Annotated in this window: 18 protein-coding genes; 12 read left to right on the top strand and 6 right to left on the bottom strand. The window is 70.4% G+C overall.

Features of this window, described 5'->3' with window-relative positions; all coding sequences use genetic code 11:
• Positions 1 to 93: 93 nt before the first annotated feature.
• Positions 94 to 1872: an aspartate--tRNA ligase gene (gene aspS / locus AB0P08_RS02325; protein ID WP_363587889.1), complete on the bottom strand. Its 1779-nt coding sequence runs from the start codon at positions 1870 to 1872 to the stop codon at positions 94 to 96.
• A gap of 131 nt (positions 1873 to 2003) precedes the next feature.
• On the opposite strand from aspS, the gene AB0P08_RS02320 reads away from it, so the two are divergent.
• Entirely contained in the window at positions 2004 to 2393 is a 390-nt protein-coding gene (locus AB0P08_RS02320; RefSeq protein WP_187663326.1) for a DUF5684 domain-containing protein, read from the top strand.
• Position 2394: 1 nt separating this feature from the next.
• Positions 2395 to 3036 carry a histidine phosphatase family protein gene (locus AB0P08_RS02315; RefSeq protein WP_363587887.1) on the top strand — a complete coding sequence of 214 codons (642 nt, stop codon included), beginning with the start codon at positions 2395 to 2397 and terminating at the stop codon, positions 3034 to 3036.
• A 67-nt stretch (positions 3037 to 3103) separates the two neighbouring features.
• On the opposite strand, the gene AB0P08_RS02310 is transcribed toward AB0P08_RS02315, so the two are convergent.
• The gene (locus tag AB0P08_RS02310; RefSeq protein WP_363587885.1) at positions 3104 to 3997 is read right to left on the bottom strand and encodes an NAD(P)/FAD-dependent oxidoreductase; all 894 of its coding nucleotides are present in this window, start codon (positions 3995 to 3997) and stop codon (positions 3104 to 3106) included.
• 55 nt (positions 3998 to 4052) lie between these two features.
• Here AB0P08_RS02310 and AB0P08_RS02305 point away from each other — a divergent pair, with 55 nt between their 5' ends.
• From AB0P08_RS02305 to ccsB, 5 genes are read left to right on the top strand one after another with little or no spacing between them, the layout of a single operon-like run.
• Positions 4053 to 4457 (top strand): MerR family transcriptional regulator, encoded by a 405-nt coding sequence (locus AB0P08_RS02305; RefSeq protein ID WP_187663329.1) that lies wholly within the window; start codon positions 4053 to 4055, stop codon positions 4455 to 4457.
• Positions 4458 to 4512: 55 nt separating this feature from the next.
• Entirely contained in the window at positions 4513 to 5163 is a 651-nt protein-coding gene (locus AB0P08_RS02300) for a TlpA family protein disulfide reductase (RefSeq protein ID WP_522727288.1), read from the top strand.
• A gap of 16 nt (positions 5164 to 5179) precedes the next feature.
• A complete protein-coding gene (locus AB0P08_RS02295) occupies positions 5180 to 5947 on the top strand; it encodes a cytochrome c biogenesis CcdA family protein (protein ID WP_363588602.1) in 768 nt (255 codons plus the stop codon).
• 16 nt (positions 5948 to 5963) lie between these two features.
• Entirely contained in the window at positions 5964 to 7745 is a 1782-nt protein-coding gene (gene resB, locus AB0P08_RS02290) for a cytochrome c biogenesis protein ResB (RefSeq protein WP_363587883.1), read from the top strand.
• A 9-nt stretch (positions 7746 to 7754) separates the two neighbouring features.
• Positions 7755 to 8735 (top strand): c-type cytochrome biogenesis protein CcsB, encoded by a 981-nt coding sequence (ccsB, locus tag AB0P08_RS02285; RefSeq protein ID WP_363587881.1) that lies wholly within the window; start codon positions 7755 to 7757, stop codon positions 8733 to 8735.
• Positions 8736 to 8841: 106 nt separating this feature from the next.
• Here ccsB and AB0P08_RS02280 read toward each other — a convergent pair whose 3' ends face one another.
• From AB0P08_RS02280 to AB0P08_RS02270, 3 genes are all read right to left on the bottom strand, one after another.
• A complete protein-coding gene (locus AB0P08_RS02280; RefSeq protein WP_363587879.1) occupies positions 8842 to 9432 on the bottom strand; it encodes a 2'-5' RNA ligase family protein in 591 nt (196 codons plus the stop codon).
• 125 nt (positions 9433 to 9557) lie between these two features.
• Positions 9558 to 11525 carry a YhgE/Pip family protein gene (locus AB0P08_RS02275; protein ID WP_363587877.1) on the bottom strand — a complete coding sequence of 656 codons (1968 nt, stop codon included), beginning with the start codon at positions 11523 to 11525 and terminating at the stop codon, positions 9558 to 9560.
• Entirely contained in the window at positions 11522 to 14305 is a 2784-nt protein-coding gene (locus AB0P08_RS02270) for an efflux RND transporter permease subunit (protein ID WP_363587875.1), read from the bottom strand. The genes AB0P08_RS02275 and AB0P08_RS02270 overlap by 4 nt, the downstream gene beginning before the upstream one ends.
• Before the next feature lie 129 nt (positions 14306 to 14434).
• On the opposite strand from AB0P08_RS02270, the gene AB0P08_RS02265 reads away from it, so the two are divergent.
• Complete coding sequence (locus tag AB0P08_RS02265; RefSeq protein ID WP_259952956.1) at positions 14435 to 15061, top strand: TetR/AcrR family transcriptional regulator; 627 nt, start codon at positions 14435 to 14437, stop codon at positions 15059 to 15061.
• On the opposite strand, the gene AB0P08_RS02260 is transcribed toward AB0P08_RS02265, so the two are convergent.
• Positions 15058 to 16044 (bottom strand): o-succinylbenzoate synthase, encoded by a 987-nt coding sequence (locus AB0P08_RS02260; protein ID WP_363587873.1) that lies wholly within the window; start codon positions 16042 to 16044, stop codon positions 15058 to 15060. The genes AB0P08_RS02265 and AB0P08_RS02260 overlap by 4 nt on opposite strands.
• 183 nt (positions 16045 to 16227) lie before the next feature.
• Here AB0P08_RS02260 and AB0P08_RS02255 point away from each other — a divergent pair, with 183 nt between their 5' ends.
• The 4 genes from AB0P08_RS02255 to AB0P08_RS02240 all read left to right on the top strand — a co-directional run bounded on the left by AB0P08_RS02255 (position 16228) and on the right by AB0P08_RS02240 (position 19790).
• Positions 16228 to 17466, top strand: coding sequence for a Fic family protein (locus tag AB0P08_RS02255; protein ID WP_363587871.1), 1239 nt, complete (start codon positions 16228 to 16230; stop codon positions 17464 to 17466).
• Between the two features lie 104 nt (positions 17467 to 17570).
• Positions 17571 to 17903, top strand: a complete 333-nt coding sequence (locus AB0P08_RS02250) for a PadR family transcriptional regulator (RefSeq protein WP_363587869.1) — start codon at positions 17571 to 17573, stop codon at positions 17901 to 17903.
• Position 17904: 1 nt separating this feature from the next.
• Positions 17905 to 18864 carry a permease prefix domain 1-containing protein gene (locus tag AB0P08_RS02245; RefSeq protein ID WP_363587867.1) on the top strand — a complete coding sequence of 320 codons (960 nt, stop codon included), beginning with the start codon at positions 17905 to 17907 and terminating at the stop codon, positions 18862 to 18864.
• Between the two features lie 5 nt (positions 18865 to 18869).
• Positions 18870 to 19790 carry a 1,4-dihydroxy-2-naphthoyl-CoA synthase gene (locus AB0P08_RS02240; protein WP_363587865.1) on the top strand — a complete coding sequence of 307 codons (921 nt, stop codon included), beginning with the start codon at positions 18870 to 18872 and terminating at the stop codon, positions 19788 to 19790.
• The last annotated feature ends 6 nt before the right edge of the window (positions 19791 to 19796 follow it).

Genomic DNA, 19796 nt, shown 5'->3' with positions numbered 1-19796 from the left:
CTTTCTTCGCCGAGACCCCGGGTACGCGACGAGACCCCGGGCTGCCGGCGGCAGTGTCCCGGGGTCTCGGCGGTAAGACAAGGTCTCGGCGGGTCAGGCCTCGTCCTCGGGGGTGAAGTCGACGCCGGCCTCGGCGCGCTGCTCCGGGGTGATCGGAGCGGGAGCGGAGGTCAGCGGATCGAAGCCGTTGCCGGACTTCGGGAAGGCGATGACATCGCGGATCGACTCGGTCTTGGTCAGGTGCTGGAGCACGCGGTCCATGCCGAGCGCGATGCCGCCGTGCGGGGGAGCGCCGAACTTGAACGCGTCGAGGAGGAAGCCGAACTGCTCCTGCGCCACCTCGTCGCTGATGCCCATGACCTCGAAGACCCGCTTCTGGATGTCCTCGCGGTGGATGCGGATGGACCCGCCGCCGAGCTCCGAGCCGTTGCACACGATGTCGTACGCGTAGGCGAGGGCCGATCCGGGGTCGGTGTCGAACGTGTCCTCGAACTCGGGCTTCGGGCCCGTGAACGCGTGGTGCACGGCCGTCCAGGCGCCCGCACCCACGGCCACGTCTCCGGAGGCGACCGCATCCGCGGCGGGCTCGAACATCGGGGCGTCGACGACCCACGTGAAGGCGAACTCGTCCGGGTTCAGGTACCCGAGGCGACGGCCGATCTCGACCCGTGCGGCGCCGAGCAGCGCCCGGCTCTCCTTGGTGGCACCGGCGGCGAAGAACACGCAGTCGCCCGGCTCGGCGCCGACGAACTCCGCCAGACCCGCCTGCTCGGCCTCGGAGAGGTTCTTCGCGGCGGGTCCGCCCAGGGAACCGTCCTCGTTGAACAGCACGTAGGCGAGGCCGCGGGCGCCGCGCTGCTTGGCCCAGTCCTGCCACGCGTCGAGCTGCTTGCGCGGCTGGCTGGCACCTCCGGGCATGCGCACCGCGCCGACGTACTCGGCCTGGAACACGCGGAACGGGGTGTCCGTGAAGTAGTCCGTCGCCTCGACGAGCTCGAGCCCGAAGCGGAGGTCGGGCTTGTCGGAGCCGTACTTCGCCATGGCATCGGCGTACGTCATCCGCGGCAGCGGAGTCTGCACCTCGACGCCGATCGTCTTCCACATCGCCACGATGAGCGACTCCATGAGGGCGATCACGTCCTCCTGGTCGACGAAGCTCATCTCGATGTCGAGCTGCGTGAACTCGGGCTGACGGTCGGCGCGGAAGTCCTCGTCGCGGTAGCAGCGGGCGATCTGGAAGTACTTCTCCACACCGCCGACCATGAGCAGCTGCTTGAAGAGCTGCGGGGACTGGGGCAGGGCGTACCAGCTGCCCGGGTGCAGACGGGCCGGGACGACGAAGTCGCGGGCGCCCTCCGGCGTGGAACGGGTGAGGGTCGGGGTCTCGACCTCGGTGAAGTCCTCGGCGTGCAGCACGTCGCGGATCGCCTTGTAGACGTCGGACCGCAGGCGCAGCGCGGAGGCGGCGGCCGGGCGGCGGAGGTCGAGGTAGCGATACTTCAGGCGTGCCTCCTCGCCGACGGTCTCGGTGTCGGCCAGAGCGGTCGAGACCTGGAACGGCAGCGGCGCCGACTCGTTCAGCACCTCGACCTCGGCCGCGATGACCTCGATCTCGCCGGACGGCAGGTTCGGGTTCGCGTTCCCCTCGGGGCGACGCGACACCTCCCCGGTGACCTTGAGGACGAACTCGTTGCGCAGCGGGTGGGCGATCTCCTCGTCGCGGATGACGACCTGGGCGATGCCCGACGCGTCCCGCAGATCGATGAAAGCGACGCCTCCGTGGTCACGACGACGATCGACCCACCCGGTGAGGGTGACGGTCTGACCGATGTTCTCGGCGCGCAGGGAGCCTGCGGAGTGGGTGCGCAGCACGGAGGATTCCTCCTGATCCGGGGAAAGATGAACCCGCCCAGTCTACGCGGGCGTCCCGGCCCTTCCCGGCCGGGTCGCCTGCGCGGAGCAGCGGCACCTCAGTAGGATCGCCACGACGAAAGGCGCACCCCATGAACCTCTCCATCTCGGACGGCAACGGCCTTCCCGACCTGTTCGGCGCGATCTTCTCCGGCACGACAGGGCTCATCGCCCTCATCTTCTACATCCTCGTCGTGGTCGGGCTGTGGAAGGTCTTCACCAAGGCGGGGTACCCCGGAATCCTCGCGATCATCCCGATCGTGAATGTCGTGTTCCTCGTGAAGATCGCCGGGATGTCGGGCTGGTTCGCCCTGCTCTACCTCGTGCCGATCGCGAACTTCATCCTCGGGGTCATCGTCGCATTCAAGCTCGGCGCGCGCTTCGGCAAGGGCGGGGTGTTCTCCTTCTTCCTGTTGTTCCTCTTCCCCTACATCGGCTATCTGGTCCTCGGCTTCGGCGAGTCCCGCTACCGCGAGGTCTGACGTGGCGGCATCACTTCTGCACCTCGTTCGCCACGGTGAGGTGCACAACCCGTCCCGCGTGCTCTACGGACGGTTGCCCGATTATCACCTCAGCACCGCGGGGGAGGAGATGGCGCACGCGGCGGCGGAGCATGTGGCCGGGCTCGGCGATCCGGTGACCGCGCTGTTCGCGTCGCCTCTGGAGCGCGCGCAGGAGTCGGCCGCCCCCTTCGCGGAGGTGTTCGACCTCGAACCCGAGACGGACATCCGCCTGATCGAGCCGACGAACGTGTTCGAGGGCACCCGGATGCGGCGGTCGCTGATGAATCCGGTGAACTGGTGGCACCTGCGCCAGCCGTCGCTGCCGAGCTGGGGGGAGCCGTACGCCTCGATCGCGGAGCGCATGCTCGGCGTGATGGATGAGGCATGGACGGCCGCGGCCGAGATCCCGACCGCGGGGGACATCGTGATGGTGTCGCATCAGGCGCCGATCTGGATCACGCACCTCCGCGTGGCCGGCCTCCCGCTGCAGCATGACCCGCGGACCCGCCGCTGCGCCCTGTCGAGTGTGACCTCGTTCGAACGCGTGGGCGACGTCTGGCGCGAGGTCTCCTACGCCGAGCCCGCCGCGACCGGCGGTGCTGTCGACGTCGGGGCCGTCTGACCCCCTGTTCGAATCGCCTGAATGGCCCCGTCCGGCCCGGAGATGGGACCAATCCGGCGGTTCGAAGTCAGAGGGACTGGATCACCCCCACCGCGGCGAGCTGACCGGCCGCGGCGGCGAGCAGGACCGAGGCCATCGGGCCGGGGAGGGTCGCGCGATGGGCGAGGTCGCCCGCCGCGAGGACCCCAGGACGCGACGTCCTCCCGAACTCATCGATCTCGATGGACCCCGACTCCAGCATCCGCAGCCCGAGGTCGGCGGCGAAGGGCGCCCGGTGTCGCATCGTGCCGGAGGCCACGAACACGCCCGCGACGTCGAGGTCGCCCTCGGCGCTGAGCACCCGCACCCCGTCTCCGTGCGCGGCGACAGCCTCGACCGGAGCGGAGGCCACCCGTACCCCGAGCTCCTCCAGCGCGGTACGGTCCTCCGCGGCGAACGGCTCTCCCACCGGGACCACCGTGATCTCGCCGACGATCCGGCCGAGCAACCCGATCAGATGGGCCGCCCGGGGTGCCGCGCCGAGGATCGCGATCGGCTTCCCGGCGTGCTCGTGTCCGTCGCAGAACGGGCAGCTGAAGACCCGGACGCCCCACAGCTCGGCGAGACCCCGCACCGGCGGGAGATCGTCCGCGACGCCGGTCGCCAGGATCACCCGTCGTGCGTCGGTCACCGACCCGTCGGCGAGGCTCACCGAGAACCCCGTCTCCGCGTCGCCGGAGATCCGTTGCGCCGCGACGTGCCGCACCTCGACGTCCGCATAGGCCGCGAGCTCGGCCCGGGCCTGGGCGCGGAGGTCCGCCGGGGCCTTCCCGTCGGCGCCGATCATGTTGTGCATGTGCTGCACGGTGCCGTTGCGGTACTCGCCGGAGTCCAGCAGGAGCACGGGCCGGTGCATCCGTCCGAGGGTGAGAGCCGCCTGGAGTCCGGCGGGGCCGGCACCGATCACGATCGCGTCGTACATGGCGGTTCCCTTCTCGCGTCTTGCGTTCGGCACCAGTCTGTGACTTCATGTCAACATGAAGTCAAGCGACCTGCATCCCTGGTCCGTCGGCGAGGTCGCCGCGCGTTTCGACCTGCCGACGAACGTCCTGCGGCACTGGGAGACGGTCGGCCTGCTGCGGCCACCCCGGGACGCGGCGGGCCGGCGTCGCTACGGCGAGGACGAGGTCGTGCGCATCGCCGTCATCCAGCGCAGCAAGGCCGCCGGCATGAGCCTCGACCAGATCGCCGTGCTCCTCGACGACGGCAGCGCGGGCCGGCATCAGGTGCTGCAGCAGCATCTCGACGACCTCGACAGGCGGATGGAGGAGATGCGCCGATCCCGGGAAATGACGGAGCACGCCATGGGGTGCCGGGCGCACGACATCGCGACCTGTCCGCGGTTCCGCGCCGGGGTGGACGACGTGCTCGCGCGCTTCTGACTCCCCCCGGGGGTACCCGGCCGATGCATAGGAAGCTCTGCGTAAACTCGGAGACGTGTCCCGCGCTTCCAGGATTCACCCGATCCGCAACGGCCGCCCCTCCCGTCTTCGGCCCCTCGGCCGCCTGGGCGGAGCTGCGCTCGCTGCGGTGCTCGCCGTCGGTCTGAGCGCCTGCGCCCCCGACCCCGTGAGCGAGTCGTTCCTGAGCGGCGAGAACACCGGGTACGTCGCCGCCGACGGCGCGATCGTCGAGATCCCCGTCGCCGAGCGTGGCGAGCCGGTCGAGTTCGCCGGAGTCACGGAGCACGGCGAAGACTTCGACAGTGCCGACATCGCAGGACAGGTCGCGGTCGTCAACTTCTGGTACGCCGGCTGCGCCCCGTGCCGCGTCGAGGCCCCCGACCTGGAGGCCGTCTGGCAGGAGCACCAGGACGCGGACGTGCAGTTCATCGGCATCAACACGCGCGACCAGGCCGACACGGCTGTCGCGTTCGCCGACGAGTTCGGGATCACGTACCCGAGCCTCATCGACGTCGACACCGCCCAGGCCAAGCTCGCCTTCGCCAAGGTCGTGCCGATCTCGGCCACCCCCACCACGCTCGTGCTCGACAAGCAGGGTCGCGTCGCCGCGAAGATCATCGGTCCGATCGACGGCACCTCCGTCCTCTCCACGCTCGTCAAGGACGCGCTGGCGGAGGACTCCTGATGTGCGCGAGGTCGTCGTGAACCCCGATGTGATCATCGGATCCGGAGCCCTCTGGATCGCGGTCCCGGTGGCGATGCTCGCCGGACTCGTCTCGTTCCTCTCGCCCTGCGTGCTGCCGCTCGTTCCGGGCTACCTCGGCTTCCTCGGCGGAGCCGTCACGCCGCGGGGCACCTCGACGACCGGCGGCGGCACCACGCAGACGGCGACGCGCAGCCGCCTCGTGCTCGGTGTGCTGCTGTTCATCCTCGGCTTCACCGTGGTGTTCATCCTCTACACGGTGCTCGGCGGCACCGCCGGCGTGTTCCTGCTCCAGTGGGGCGACCTCATCACCCGCATCCTCGGCGTCGTCATCATCGCGATGGGCCTGGTCTTCCTCGGGCTCTTCGGGTTCGCGCAGAAGGAGCTCCGCTTCCACGTGGACTCGAAGGCCGGGATGGTCGGGGCTCCGCTCCTCGGCGTCGCACTCGGCATCGGCTGGGCGCCCTGCATGGGCCCCACGCTCGCCGCCATCCTCGCGCTCTCCTTCAACGCGGGCGACCCCGTGCGCGCGGGCTTCCTCGGCCTCGCGTACTCCCTCGGCCTCGGCATCCCGTTCCTGCTCGTGGCGCTCGGCTTCGGCTGGGCGACCAAGGCCATCGGGTTCCTGCGCCGCCACATCCGGGTCGTGAACATCCTCGGCGGCGTGCTGCTGATCCTGCTCGGCGTCCTGATGGTCACCGGCCTGTGGACCGACATCATGTCGCGGCTGACGGCGGTGATCGGCAGTGTCATCCTCCCGCTCTGACCGCTCCGAGACGACCATGACGAAGAACAAGGGTGCCGTGACCACCGACTCCAGCGATCCGCTCCGCCCGTCCGACCACGTCGACGGCGACGACAGCATCAACCAGCCGCGCCTCGGCTTCGTCGGCTGGTTGCGGTGGGGGTGGCGTCAGCTCACCTCGATGCGCACGGCGCTCGTCCTGCTGCTCGTCCTGGCGATCGCGGCCATCCCCGGATCGATCTTCCCGCAGCGGATGGCCGACCCGAACGGCGTGACGCAGTGGGAGCGCGACAACCCCGACCTGTTCCCGGTGCTCGACGCGCTCAAGCTCTTCGACGTGTACCTGTCGCCCTGGTTCTCGGCGATCTACCTGCTGCTGTTCACCTCGCTCGTCGGCTGCGTCATCCCGCGCATCAAGCACCACGCCAAGGCGCTGCAGGCCCGCCCGCCGCGCACGCCCGCGCGGCTGCGACGCCTGGAGGACTACCGCGCCGTCACCCGCGACACGGTCGACGACTCCGGCACGCGCACGGGCGACGCCGCCGCGGAGGCCGCCGCCTCGATCGACGTCGCCACGAAGCAGCTGAAGGCGCTCGGCTACCGCGTGGAGCGCTACGACCGCGGGCGCACGTACTCCGTGTCGGCCGAGCGCGGCTACTGGCGGGAGACGGGCAACCTGCTCTTCCACCTCGCCCTCGTCGGCGTGCTCGTGACGATCGGCGTCGGCGGCGGCTTCGCCTACACCGGGCAGCGCGTGCTCGTCGAGGGGGAGACCTTCGCCAACACGCTGCTCGACTACGACTCCATGAACCGCGGGCGCTTCGTGGCCGACGACTCCTTCGCGCCGTACTCGATGCGGCTCGACTCCTTCGACGTCACGTATCAGCCGTTCGGCGAGCCGGGCTCCGGCCAGGCGGGCAACTTCTCCGCGAACATGACCATCCAGGAGAACGGCGAGGAGCGCGAGGGTGCCGTCAAGGTCAACGAGCCCCTGGGCGTGGCCGACGACGACGTGTTCCTGCTCGGCAACGGGTACGCCCCGACGGTGACGGTGCGCGACCCCGAGGGCAACGTGGTGTTCCACAACAGCACGCCCTTCCTCCCGCAGGACAACAACATGACCTCGCTCGGCGTGCTCAAGGTCCCGGACGGCCTGGCCGAGCAGGTGGGCCTCGTCGGCTTCTTCTACCCGACCACGGGCGTGCTCGACACGGGCGCCTTCTTCTCGGCGTACCCCGACCTCACGAACCCGACGCTCACGCTCGACGTGTACACGGGTGACCTCGGGATCAACGACGGTGTGCCGCGCTCGGTCTACGTGCTCGACACCTCCGACATGACCAAGCTCACCGGACGCAGCACCGACGTCGAGTCGATCGAGCTGTCCCCGGGTGAGACCGCGCAGCTGCCGAACGGCCTCGGCTCGGTGACCTTCGACGACGAGTCGCCGGAGGGCGCCACCGACACCTCGGAGTCCGTCAAGCGCTTCGCCTCCCTGCAGATCCACCGCGACGAGTCCGGGGTGTTCGTGCTCGGCTTCGCGCTGCTCGCCCTCGGCGGCCTCATGCTCGCCCTGTTCGTGCCGCGTCGGCGCGTGTGGGTGAAGGCCACCGCGGCGGACGGCGCGGTCGAGCTCGAGTACGCGGCCCTGGCCCGAGGGGAAGACCCCACGCTCGCCCGCGCCGTGGACGACCTCCGCGCCGGTCACGCCCGACTGCTCGACGCCGCGGGAGGCACGACCGCCCGCACCCCTGAAGACGCCGACGAGGATGCCGCGGACGCCGCCGCGGACCCTGCGGCCCCGGCACCCGGAAAGTAGACTGACACCATGCTCGAGCTCACCGTGATCTCGCCCGTCCTGCTGTGGACGGCGATCGCGATCTACGCGGCGGCCTTCGTGGCCTACGCCTTCGATCTCGCGCGCCGCTCGCAGGCGACGGCCGACGCCCACACCGTCCGCGAGGGCGAGCTCGTGGCCGCCGGTCGTTCCGGGAGCGTCTCCGCGCCCCTCGATGCGACCGGAGCGCCGACGTCGGCACCGCAGCGGTTCGTCATGGCGCGAATCGGCACCTCGCTCACCGTGCTCGGCTTCGTGTTCCACCTCGCCGCCGCTGTGACGCGCGGCATCGCGGCCGGTCGGGTGCCGTGGGCGAACCTGTACGAGTTCGGCATGGTCGGAACGCTGCTCATCATCGCCGTCTACCTGGCGGTGCTCACCCGCCTCGACCTGCGCTTCCTCGGCACGTTCATCACGGGCCTGGTCGTGGTCCTCCTGGGCCTCGGCGCGACGAACTTCTACGTCGAGGTCTCGCCGCTGATGGACCCGCTGAAGAGCGTGTGGCTGATCATCCACGTGTTCGTCGCCTCGCTCGCGACAGCGTTCTTCGCCCTCGCCTTCGCGCTCTCGGTGATCCAGCTCATGCAGGCCCGGCGCGAGCGGCTGCTCGGTGAGGGGGCGGCCAAGACCGGCCCCGGCTTCCTGCGCACCTTCCCACCGGCGGAGCGCCTGGAGAGCCTGGCGTACCTGTTCACGATCATCGGCTTCATCCTCTGGACCTTCACCCTCATCGCCGGGTCCATCTGGGCGTACTACGCGTGGAGCCGCTTCTGGGGCTTCGACGTGAAGGAGACCTGGACCTTCGTGATCTGGGTGCTCTACGCCGGGTACATCCACGCCAGGGCGACCCGCGGCTGGCGCGGCAACCCTTCGGCCTGGCTGTCGATCGTCGGCTTCACCGCCGTGATCTTCAACTTCACCATCGTCAACGTCTTCTTCAAGGGCCTGCACGCCTACTCCGGCCTGAGCTGAACCGGCCGAGCACAGCTTCGGAGATCGCGAGGGACACACCGACGGGCGGACCTCGGTCGCGGTGTGTCGTCCGGCATCTCCGAAGTCGTGCCCGCCGGAGCCGGGCTCAGCCGCCGAGGGGGATGACCTCGGCGTGCTCGACGCCGCCCTCGTACCAGACGAACTCGGCCTCGGTGACGACCTCCGTCGGCGAGGGTGTGAGAGGACGGACCTCGGTGGCGGCGAGCTGCTCCCATGTCTCGGGATCCAGCGTCTTGCCGTAGAGCACCGAGAGGTGGAAGGTCCAGTCCTCGACGGAGAGCTCATCGAGGCGACGGAAGTCCGTCGGCCGGAGCACCTCCGTCAGCGAGGCGTATGCGTGCACGAGCGCGGGGGTGCGGGCGAGGCGCAGGATCACGATCTGCCACGGCGCGGGGAAGACGTCCACGGCGTCGGCGACGAGTTCGAGAGGACTCTGTTCCGCGGCCCAGGCGCGGATCAGGGCCCGCAGCTCCTCCCGGCGCTCCGGCTCGAAGAAGCCGCGAAGCGTCACGTGCTCCGTGTGCGGATGCCGCAGGGGCGTCCCCAGGCGATCGAGCGCGCCTTCCTGGATGGCCCGATGTTCAGAAGCGACGGCCTCCGTCGGCCGGAGGACGAGATACTGCTGTCCTTCGAGGCTCGCGAGCTGGTCCGGAGTGTCCATGAACGGTCGGCGCATGGCACGAGGGTACGGGGTGTCGTCGTCGCGTCCGTGCACTGTTTCGGAGAACGGACGCGACACGCCGTCGGCAGGGGGTGTCCGGCGGCGTGTCGTCCGTGATCTCCGAAGTTGTGCCCGGGGGGTCAGGCGGTGACGACGGCCCGGGCCGTGGTCGTGCGGCGGACCGCGACGACCACCGTCGTGGCGACGAGCGACAGTACGCCCCAGACGACGAGGGCGGCGACGGCGGCCCCGCTCGCCTCCACGAGACCCGCGAAGGCCCGTGCGGTCGGGAGGGCGGCCCCGATGCTCGCGAGCCAGTCGGGCACGGTCGAGATCAGTCCCGTCGCCACGGCGATGACACCGATCAGTGCGGCGATCCAGCGTCCGACGCCGCCGAACACCGCGACGAGGGCCTGGTTCACCGCGGCGAACACCACCCCGGCGAGGACGGCGGTGCCCGCGAACGCCCACCATGCCGCAACGTCATAGTCCGCCACGGTCTGCACGATGAGGGAGACGAGCAGACCCTGCGCGGCGCCGATCGCCGCGGCCGGCCAGAACGCGCGGAGGGTGAGGGAGGCGGACGAGCGTCGCGACGTGAGCGTGCGCGCCGTATGGGCGCGGAGGACCAGGAACGACGCGAGACCGCCGAACCACAGCACCACCGCGGTGAGCAGCGGGATCGCGGTGGGACCGAAGAGCGAGCCCATCGAGGAGTCGGTCGCCACCGGATCGGCGATCACCGACGCCAGCGATGTGGACTCCTCGTCGCTGAAGGACGGGAGGGAGTCCGCCGCGGTGCGCAGTCCGCCCGCGAGGTCGCCGGTGCCGGTCGCGAGGGTGTCGAGGCCGGTGGCGAGTTCCGTGCTGCCGTCGGCGAGCTGGGTCGCGCCGTCGGCGAGCTGCGTCGCGCCGGACGACAGGGCTCGCGCTCCCGCCGCGGACTGATCCACGCCCTCGCTCGCCAGGCGGTTGAGCCCACCGGCGAGCTCGGTCGCCCCGGCGCCCGCCTCGCCGAGCTGAGTGCCCAGGGTGGAGAAGGTTCCGGGAAGCGCGGCCACACCCGTGGCAACCTCTTCGTTGTTGAGGATGCCGGAGGCGGTTCCGGCCGACGTGGCCGCTGCCGCCGCCTTCGAGGCGAGGCCGGAGAGCTGTCCGCACTCCGGCGATTCCGGATCGGCGGCGCACGCCGTGGCCGCCATCGTCCCGAGACCCTGTGCGACCGTGGCCGAGTCCGTCGCGGCCGACTTCGCTGACGCGCCCGCCGACTGGATGCTACCGGTGAGCTTCTGGACGCCGGCGACCCGGCCCTGCAGCTCGGTCGCCGCGGAGGTGAGTCCCGCACCGATGGTGCCGGCGCCGGTCCCGGCCTGCCGGGTCTGTCCCGCGATCGTGTCGAGGCCGGATGCGAGGGTGGAGGCCCCGGTGCCCAGCTCTCCGGCACCGGCGGCGAGCTGCGTCGCGCCCTGCGGGAGGGCGGCGGCGCCGGTGGCCGCGTCGCGGGCGCCCTTCGCCAGCTCCAGGGCCCCGTCCGCCGCATCGCCGATCTGGTCGCCGATGGTGGTGAAGCCGACGAGGATGTTCTCGGTCGTCGCCTCGGACAGCATGGTGCCGAGCGTCGAGGCCGCCACGTCGGCGATCTGTCCGGTGATGAGGTCGTCGGCCGCGAGGCCGTCGTCGGGCGTCGTCACCTGGATCGTCGCCTGCTCCGCGTCCCCGCCGCCGTCGGCGACCGCCTGGCCCGCGGAGGTCGCCGCGGCCGAGAAGTCCTCGGGGATCGTGATGACGGCCTGGTACGAGCCGTCGGCGAGTCCGTCGGCGGCGTCCTCCTCGTTGGAGATGACCCACGTGAGGTTCGAGTCGAGGTCGTCCGACCCCTCGACGAGCCCGGAGGCGAGCTGGCGTCCCAGGGGAGTGGTCTGGCCGTCGATCTCGACGGGCTCGTCGAGGTTCACGATGGCCGCGGTCATGGAGTCGAGACGCTCGGTCGGGTTGTAGAGCGCCGCCATGAGGATGCCGCCGACCGCTGCCGGCAGCAGCAGGACACCGAGGATGGTGAGCCAGGTGATGGGCTTGCGCGAGCGGGCGCGCTCGAGGGGGAGGGTCATGCGGGCACCTCGGTGGTTTCTGCGGCGCTCGGGCGGGGCGCGCGCGTGTCGAGAACGTCGGCGGACGGCCATCCGGCCTCCGCGAGAAGGGAGCGGGCCGCGTCGGGGTCGGCGGTCGTGGCGAACACGGCGAGATCACGACGGGACTTCGCGTCGCGCAGCATCGCGGCCACCTGGTCGCGCTCGCCGCCGCGGAGCCGGTCCGCACCGTCGATCACCACGAGCTCGGAACGGCCGCGGAGGGCTTCGCGGAGGTCGGCGAGGACGGATCCGTCGTCGGCGAGCACGCAGCCCACGTGCGAGCGGACCCAGGCCGCACGACCGGGCAGCAGGTGCCCGGCGACGCGGAGGCGTCCGTCGGCTGGGGCGATCCGCGCGCCGACGGTGAGCGCGAGGGCACGCAGTGTTCCGGCATCAGCGCCGCTGACGATCAGGGCCGCGCCGGGCGCGACCCGCAGGGACAGGCCCTGCGCCGCGGGGAGTCCCGCGCCGAGCTCCAGGTCGTCCGCGGCGACGAGCGACCCGTCTCCCGGCCAGGCTTCGAGGTTCCGTTCGCGTTCCACCGCCTCGCCCTCGATGTCCACCCGAGGAAGGATCCGCTCCAGCCACGACGGGATCTCCCAGGCGCGCTCGCCGAGGATCGCCATCAGCGCCGGGATCAGCGTCATCCGCACGAGGAAGGCGTCGAAGGCGATGCCGGCGGCGAGTCCGAGGGCGATGGGTTTGAGGGAGGAGTCGCCCTCGGGCACGAAGGCCACGAACACCGCGAACATGATGAGGCCGGCCGCCGTGACGACCTTCGCCGACCCGGTGAACCCGCTCCGCACGGCGCGCAGGGCCGCCGCACGCCGGGTGGCGCGGTCCACGGGCGCCGCCCCCTGGCGGAGGGCCGGATCGTGCACGAAGTCCTCGCGCATCCGCGACACCAGGAACACCTGGTAGTCCATCGCGAGGCCGAACAGCACGCCCATGAGGATGATCGGCATGAAGCTGATGATCGGGCCGACCTTCGCCACGTGCAGGAGGTCGGCGAACCAGCCCCACTCGAAGACCGCCCCGACGACACCGAAGGCGGCGACGATCGACAGCAGGTAGCCGGCCGCGGCGGTGATCGGCACCCAGAGAGAACGGAACACGATGGTGAGGAGGATCAGCGAGAGTCCGATCACGAAGATCCCGAACGGCAGCAGAGCCGCGCCGAGCTGATCGGAGATGTCGATGCCGACGGCGGTGAAGCCGGTGACCTTGAGGTCGATGCCGAACTCGTCCAGCCACTCGTCGTGGTGGCTGCGGAGCTCGCGCACGAGGTCGGCCGTCGCGGGGTCGTCGGGAGCCGTCTCCGGGATGATCTGCACAATGCCGGTGTCGGCGGTCTCGTTCGGCGTCGCGAGGGCGACCTCCTTCACGCCGGGAACCTCGGCCACCGCGTCTCCGAGGTCTTCCATCAGACCGAGCGGATCGGTGGAGGTGACGATGGTCCCGGTGAGGATGAGGGGGCCGTTGAAGCCGGGACCGAACTGCTCGCCGACGAGGTCGTAGTTCTGTCGCGCCTCGGAGTCCTTCGGCAGGACGCCGGCGTTCGGCAGGGCGAGGTCGAGGCTGAGGGCGGGGACCGCGACGATGCCGAGGCCGAGGACGACCGCGAGGGAGACGAGGACGGGGTGCTTCGTCACACCCTCCACCCACCGACGGCTGCCGTGGGGCTTCGTGGCGGTGTCCTTCGCGGCCGCCTTCTTCGGGGGCTTCGTGCGCTTCGGCCGTCCGGCCACGCGCCCCTTGAGGAATCCGAGCAGGGCGGGGGTCAGGGTCACCGCGATCGCCACGGCGACCGCGACGGCCACGGACGCCGCGACGCCCATGGTGGTGAGGAACGGGATCCCCGCGAAGCCGAGCCCGATCAGTGCGATGAGCACGGTGACACCGGCGAAGACGACCGCCGATCCGGCCGTGCCCACCGCGCGGGCGGCCGACTCCTCGGGCTCCACGCCGTCCCGGACCTGGTCCTGGTGGCGCGCGACGATGAAGAGCGCGTAGTCGATCCCGACGGCCAGCCCGAGCATCAGGGCGAGCAGTGGCGTGGTGGAGGAGACGGTCGCGAAGGCGGTCGCCGTGAAGATCCCGGCCATGGAGATGCCGACGCCGAGGATCGCGGTGAGCAGGGGGAGTCCGGCGACGACGAACGACCGGAACGTGACGATGAGCACGAGGAGCGCGATGAGCAGGCCCACGGCCTCGGTGAGCGTGACGCCGGGGATCGAGATCGCGAAGAGGTCTCCGCCGAGCGAGGCCTGCGCGCCGTCGGGAAGCTCTTCCGCCAGCCCGTCCACCGTGGAGCGCAGGGCGTCCTTGGTCTCCTCGGAGACGTCGGTGGACTCGCCGTCGAACTGCAGGCGCACGATCGCCGCCGTGTCGTCGTCGTTGATCATGCCGTTGACCATCTCGTCGTACGGCGAGGTGGCGGCGAGGACCTCGTTGAGGTCGCCGAGCTCCGACACGGCGTCCTCGATCGGCTCGCGGTACGCGTCATCGGTGATCTCGTCGCCGTCCGCGGCCACGACGATGAACTGGGCGTTCGTGCCGCTCACCTGGGGGAAGGAGCGGGAGAGCTGTTCGAGGCCGGCCTGGGACTCGGTTCCGGGGATGGAGAACGTGTTGTCGGTACCGGCACCGAGGACCACGGCTCCGGCTCCGGCGATGCCGAGGGCGAGCAGCCAGGAGACGAGGACGCGCCACGGGTGGCGGAAGGACCAGCGTCCGAGGGACGAGAGCAGTGTGGACACGCGAATCTCCGTGGGGTGCCGGGTGGATACACAGGTGTATCCGATACATAGATGTATCGTAAGGTCATCCGCCATCCGGAGTCTGTGCACCGGGTGTGAATCGTCGAGAGGGAAGGCCAGGAGGTTCCGATGTCGTCACCCGCCACCCGCAGCCGGGAGAACACGAAGGCGCGTCTGCTGGAGGCCGCCGCGCAGGTGTTCGCCGAGGTCGGTCTGGACGGTGCCTCGGTCGAGGCGGTCTGCGAGCGCGCCGGCTTCACGCGTGGGGCGTTCTACTCGAACTTCGACTCGAAGGACGAGCTGTTCCTGACCCTCGCTGCCGGTGTCGCCGATGCGAGGGTGGCCGCCGTGCGGACTCGCGTGGAGCAGATGCGAGCGGACGGGGAGCTCGCCGACGACTGCGACCCGACAGATCTCGTCCAGCAGATCATGGAGCTCGGCAGCGACGACCGTCTGGGCGTGATGCTCATGAGCGAGATCCGCATCCGGGCCCTGCGCGATCCGCAGTTCGGCGAGGCCTACCTCGCCCAGGAGCGCGAGATGGTGGCGAGCATCGCACGCATCGTGGAGGACATCGTGGAGGCGGCGGGCACGCTGCGTCTCCGGCTGCCCGCGACCGATGCGGCGCGCATGCTGATGATCCTCTGGGAGGGCATGACCGTCCGCGGCGCCATGGCCGGCCGCGACGACGCGGCGCTGCGGCACTCCGGGGGCGAGGAACTCGGGCGGCTCGTGGAACTCCTCGTCGAGTCCTAGACGCCGCGGTTCCCCAGCAGCTCGTGGTGGCAGCGGGCGAGTCGGGCCAGCCACCATTCCCGGCGTTCGTCCGCGGCGGCGAGGCGCGTGAGGGCTGCCGGGTCGGGAGACAGGCGTCCGACCGGGATCGCCCCGTCGGCGGGGCGGAGGTCGGCGACGTCGTCCTGGAACAGGGAGGCCGTGCCCAGACCGCAGTCGTAGTCGAGGGTCGGGAGGGCGGCGGCCAGGGCGGCTCCCTGCGTCAGGCCGATAGCGGTGTCCAGGGCACTGGAGACGACCGCGGGCAGGCCGGCCGCGGTGACGATCTGCAGCGCGTGGGTGAGCCCGCCCAGCGGCTGCGCTTTGATGACGACGATGTCCGCGGCTCCCGCGCGCGCCACGGCGAGGGGGTCTCCGGACTTCCGGATGCTCTCGTCCGCCGCGACCGGGATGCCCATGTAGGCGATCCGCCGTCGGAGCTCGACGAGCTCGGGCACCGAGGCGCACGGCTGCTCGACGTACTCCAGGTCGAACGCGGCGAGCGCGTGGACGGCGTGCTCGGCCTCGTCGACGTTCCACAGCCCGTTGGCGTCGATCCGGATGCGTCCCTCAGGCCCGAGTGCGTCGCGGACGGCACGGACCCGGTCGACGTCGTCCGCCAGGGTCTGGCCGGGCTCGGCGACCTTGACCTTCGCGGTCCGGCATCCGGAGAAGCGCGCCAGGACCTCGGGCACACGAGCGGCGTCGACGGCCGGCACCGTGGCGTTGACGCCCACCCGATCCCGCAGCGGCGCGGGCTGCGGGGCGTATGCGTAGTCGATCGCGGCGGCCAGCCAGGTCGCCGCCTCGGCGTCGTCGTATTCGACGAAGGGGGAGAATTCGGCCCAGCCCTCCGGCCCTTCGAACAGCAGGGCCTCCCGTGTGTCGACGCCGCGGAAGCGGGTCTGCATCGGCAGGGCGACGACGCGGGCGGAATCGAGGAGCTCCGAGACGGCGGGGATCATGACCCCATTGTGCGCCACCTCCGCCGCGATGATGTCGCACGCGAGTATCTTCCACGACGCCGAACGGCAAGCAGAGCACCGCGTGACCCCAGGGAAAGGACGCGCCCACGCTCGGATCTTGTTCCGATGGTTCGACGACGCGTAACCAACAGATAGTGCGGTAAATGTTGGTAAACTTGGTGAATGGCAACAGAAGCCGCACCCGCACCCATTACGATCGAAGCCGTCTCCCACGAGACCTTCGAGTGGGTGCCGCGCGCCCCTGCGATGTTCTCCCGCGCCGAGGTGTCGCGCCAGACGGGTCCGTACGACGCCACCGTCACGTCGCCGATCGCTCAGTGGCATCCCCTACTTTCCGGTGAAGACTCGGCCGACGTCGAGGATGCCACGCGCCAACTGGTCGAGTTCGATCAGCACGCGCAGAAGAAGCTCGGCATGGACAACCCCGCCCTCGGCCCGATGACGGCGATCCTGCTACGCACAGAGTCGGCGTCGAGTTCGCAGATCGAGCAGCTGACGACCTCGGCGAAGCAACTCGCTCTGGCCGAGATCGAAGAGGGTGACAAGGCGAACGCGCTGACGGTCATAGGCAACGTCCGCGCCATGGAAGCCGCGCTCCGGATGGCCGACGACATCAACGAGGACTCCATCCTCGCCATGCACCGCGCGCTGCTGACGCATCAGCGCGGTCTCGAGCACGAAGCCGGCCGCTACCGCCGGGAGCAGGTCTGGATTGGGACCGGGAACGCCGGCCCCCGCTTCGCAAAGTTCGTCGCCCCACACCATGACCGCATCCCCGGTGCGATCGCGGATCTGGTTTCCTTCATCGACCGTCAAGACGTGTCGATTCTGGTGCAGGTGGCCGTCGCGCACGCCCAGTTCGAGACCATTCATCCGTTCGTTGACGGCAATGGTCGCACCGGGCGCGCCCTGGCGCAGTCGATCCTGCGCAACAAGAAGCTCGTCGGGTCCACGGCGGTGCCGATCTCCGCGGGACTTCTCGTGGAGACCGAGCGCTACTTCGCAGCCCTCGGAGCGTTCCGCGACGGGGACGCCGGCCCGATCGTCCGCGAGTTCGCGATGGCCAGCCGCATCGCTGCGAAGACGGGCACCGGGCTCGTCGATGACCTGGTGGAGCAGCTCGACGAGTCACGTCAGAAGATGGAGGGCATCCGTGCGGATGCCGCGGCGTGGAAGGTGCTCCCTTACCTCGTCGGCCAGCCCGCCGTGAACACGAAGTACCTCATGGCGGAGCTCGGTCTCGGGGAGATGGCGGCGCTGCGCGCGCTCGACGCGCTGACGGAGCGAGGAGTCCTGACCGAGACCTCGGGAAAGAGTCGCAACCGCGTCTGGCAGCATCGCGGCATCTTCGGCGTGCTTGACGCCTATGCCGCGGAGATCCGCCGCATGACGATCCGCTGAATCGAGATGCAGCTGGGCGCGGAACCGGGGTGGAGGGGTGAAGGATGAATCGCACGAATAAGTATCCTTGACGATAGTGTGCGTCACACAGTAATGTGATCGACATGAACGAGACGCTCGACACGCACCTGCAGGAACTGCGCCGGGGCACGGTGGTCCTGGCATGCCTGCAGCTGCTGCGCACGCCGGAGTACGGGTACGCGCTGCTCGAGCAGCTCGAGAGGCGGGGCTTCGCCACCGATGCGAACACGCTCTATCCGCTGCTCCGTCGTCTGGAGAAGCAGGAATACCTGACGAGCGAGTGGAACACCGACGAGGCCCGTCCTCGCAAGTTCTACCGCACCTCGGAGGCCGGCATCCGGCTGGCCGACACCCTCACCGACGAATGGCGCGCGCTCACCGGCGCGATCGCCTCCCTCACCCCCGAGGAGAACTGACATGACCACGAGCACGCTCACCGAGCGTTACATCAGCGCCACGATCCGCAGCCTCGCACCGGAGGCGCAGGACGAGGTCCGCGCCGAGCTCGAAGCCGCCATCGCCGACGCCGTCGACGCGAGGCGGGAACAGGGCGAGAGCCCGGAGGAAGCGGAACGGGCCGTCCTCACCGACCTCGGCGACCCGGGCATCCTCGCCGCCGGATACGCCGACCGGCCGCTGCACCTCATCGGCCCTCGGTACTACCTCACCTGGTGGCGGCTGCTGAAGCTGCTCCTGTTCATCGTGCCGCCGTTCGCGGCCGTCGGGGTCGCGATCGGGCAGCTGATCAACGGTGCCGGCCCCGGAGAGGTCATCGGCGCTGTCGTCTCCGTCACGCTGTCGGTGATCGTGCACCTGTGCTTCTGGGTCACGCTCGTCTTCGTCGTGCTGGAGCGCACCGGTGCGGACACCGGGGTGCGATGGGACGTCGATCAGCTCCCCGAGCCCACGGAGCACGGGGCCGCCCGCGCCGACGTGATCGCCTCGCTCGTGTTCCTCCTCGCCGGCATCGGTGCGATCGTGTGGGACGCCACGCTCGGGTTCTTCCCGACCGGCGGCGACCCGATCCCGATCCTGGCGCCCGCGCTCTGGCCGGTGGGCATCGGCATCCTCCTCGCGCTCATGATCGCCGAGGCCGGACTGGCCGTCGCCGTGTACGCGCGCCGCCGGTGGACCGTCGCCGCCGCCGTCGTGAACACCGTCCTCGCGGTCGCCTTCGCGGTGTGGGCGCTCACCCTGCTCCTGCGGGGCGAACTGCTGAACCCGGCCTTCCTGGAGTTCGTGTTCACGGACAACGGGGTGGATGCCGACACGATGCGCGTCCTCACGGTGATCACGGGTGTCTGCCTCGTGGCCTTCCCGGCCTGGGACATCGTCGACGGGTGGATGAAGACGGCGCGTGCCCGGGGAATAGGCTGAAGACCGTGACCGATGCCTTCGTCTCCGACCTGTTCGATCCCGCCGAGTGGGAGCTCGCGCCCGGCGCCGAGCACTACACCGACATCACCGCGCACGTGAGCCGCGACGGCGGGGTCGCCCGCATCGCCTTCCACCGGCCCGAGGTGCGCAACGCCTTCCGACCGCACACGGTCGACGAGCTCTACCGCGCCCTGGACATCGCGCGGCAGGACGCGCGCATCGGGGCGGTGCTGCTGACCGGCAACGGACCGAGCCCGAAGGACGGCGGCTGGGCGTTCTGCTCCGGCGGCGATCAGCGCATCCGCGGCCGCGACGGGTACAAGTACTCGGATGCGGAGACCGCCGTCGTGAGCGGAGCGTCCGTTGCGGCTGTCGGGCGGCTGCACATCCTCGAGGTGCAGCGGCTCATCCGGTTCATGCCCAAGGTCGTCATCGCCGTGGTCCCCGGGTGGGCGGCCGGCGGCGGCCACTCGCTGCACGTGGTGTGCGACCTGACCATCGCATCGGCCGAGCACGCGCGCTTCAAGCAGACGGACGCCGACGTCGGCAGCTTCGATGCCGGGTACGGCTCCGCCTACATGGCCCGGCAGACGGGGCAGAAGTTCGCGCGGGAGGTGTTCTTCCTCGCCGAGGAGTACTCGGCGCAGCGGGCCTACGAGGCGGGCGCCGTGAACCGCGTGGTGCCGCACGCCGAGCTCGAGCGTGAGGCGCTGAAGATGGCGCGCACCGTGCTGACGAAGTCGCCGACGGCGATCCGGATGCTCAAGTTCGCCTTCAACGCGGTCGACGACGGCCTCGTCGGCCAGCAGGTGTTCGCGGGAGAGGCCACCCGTCTCGCCTACGGCACGGACGAGGCGGTGGAGGGCCGGGACTCCTTCCTCGAGAAGCGCGCCCCGGACTGGTCGTCGTTCCCCTGGCACTACTGAGTCCGC

This window comes from Microbacterium meiriae, assembly GCF_040686935.1.
GTDB lineage: Bacteria > Actinomycetota > Actinomycetes > Actinomycetales > Microbacteriaceae > Microbacterium > Microbacterium meiriae.
This window is presented reverse-complemented; position numbering and strand designations above follow the sequence as displayed.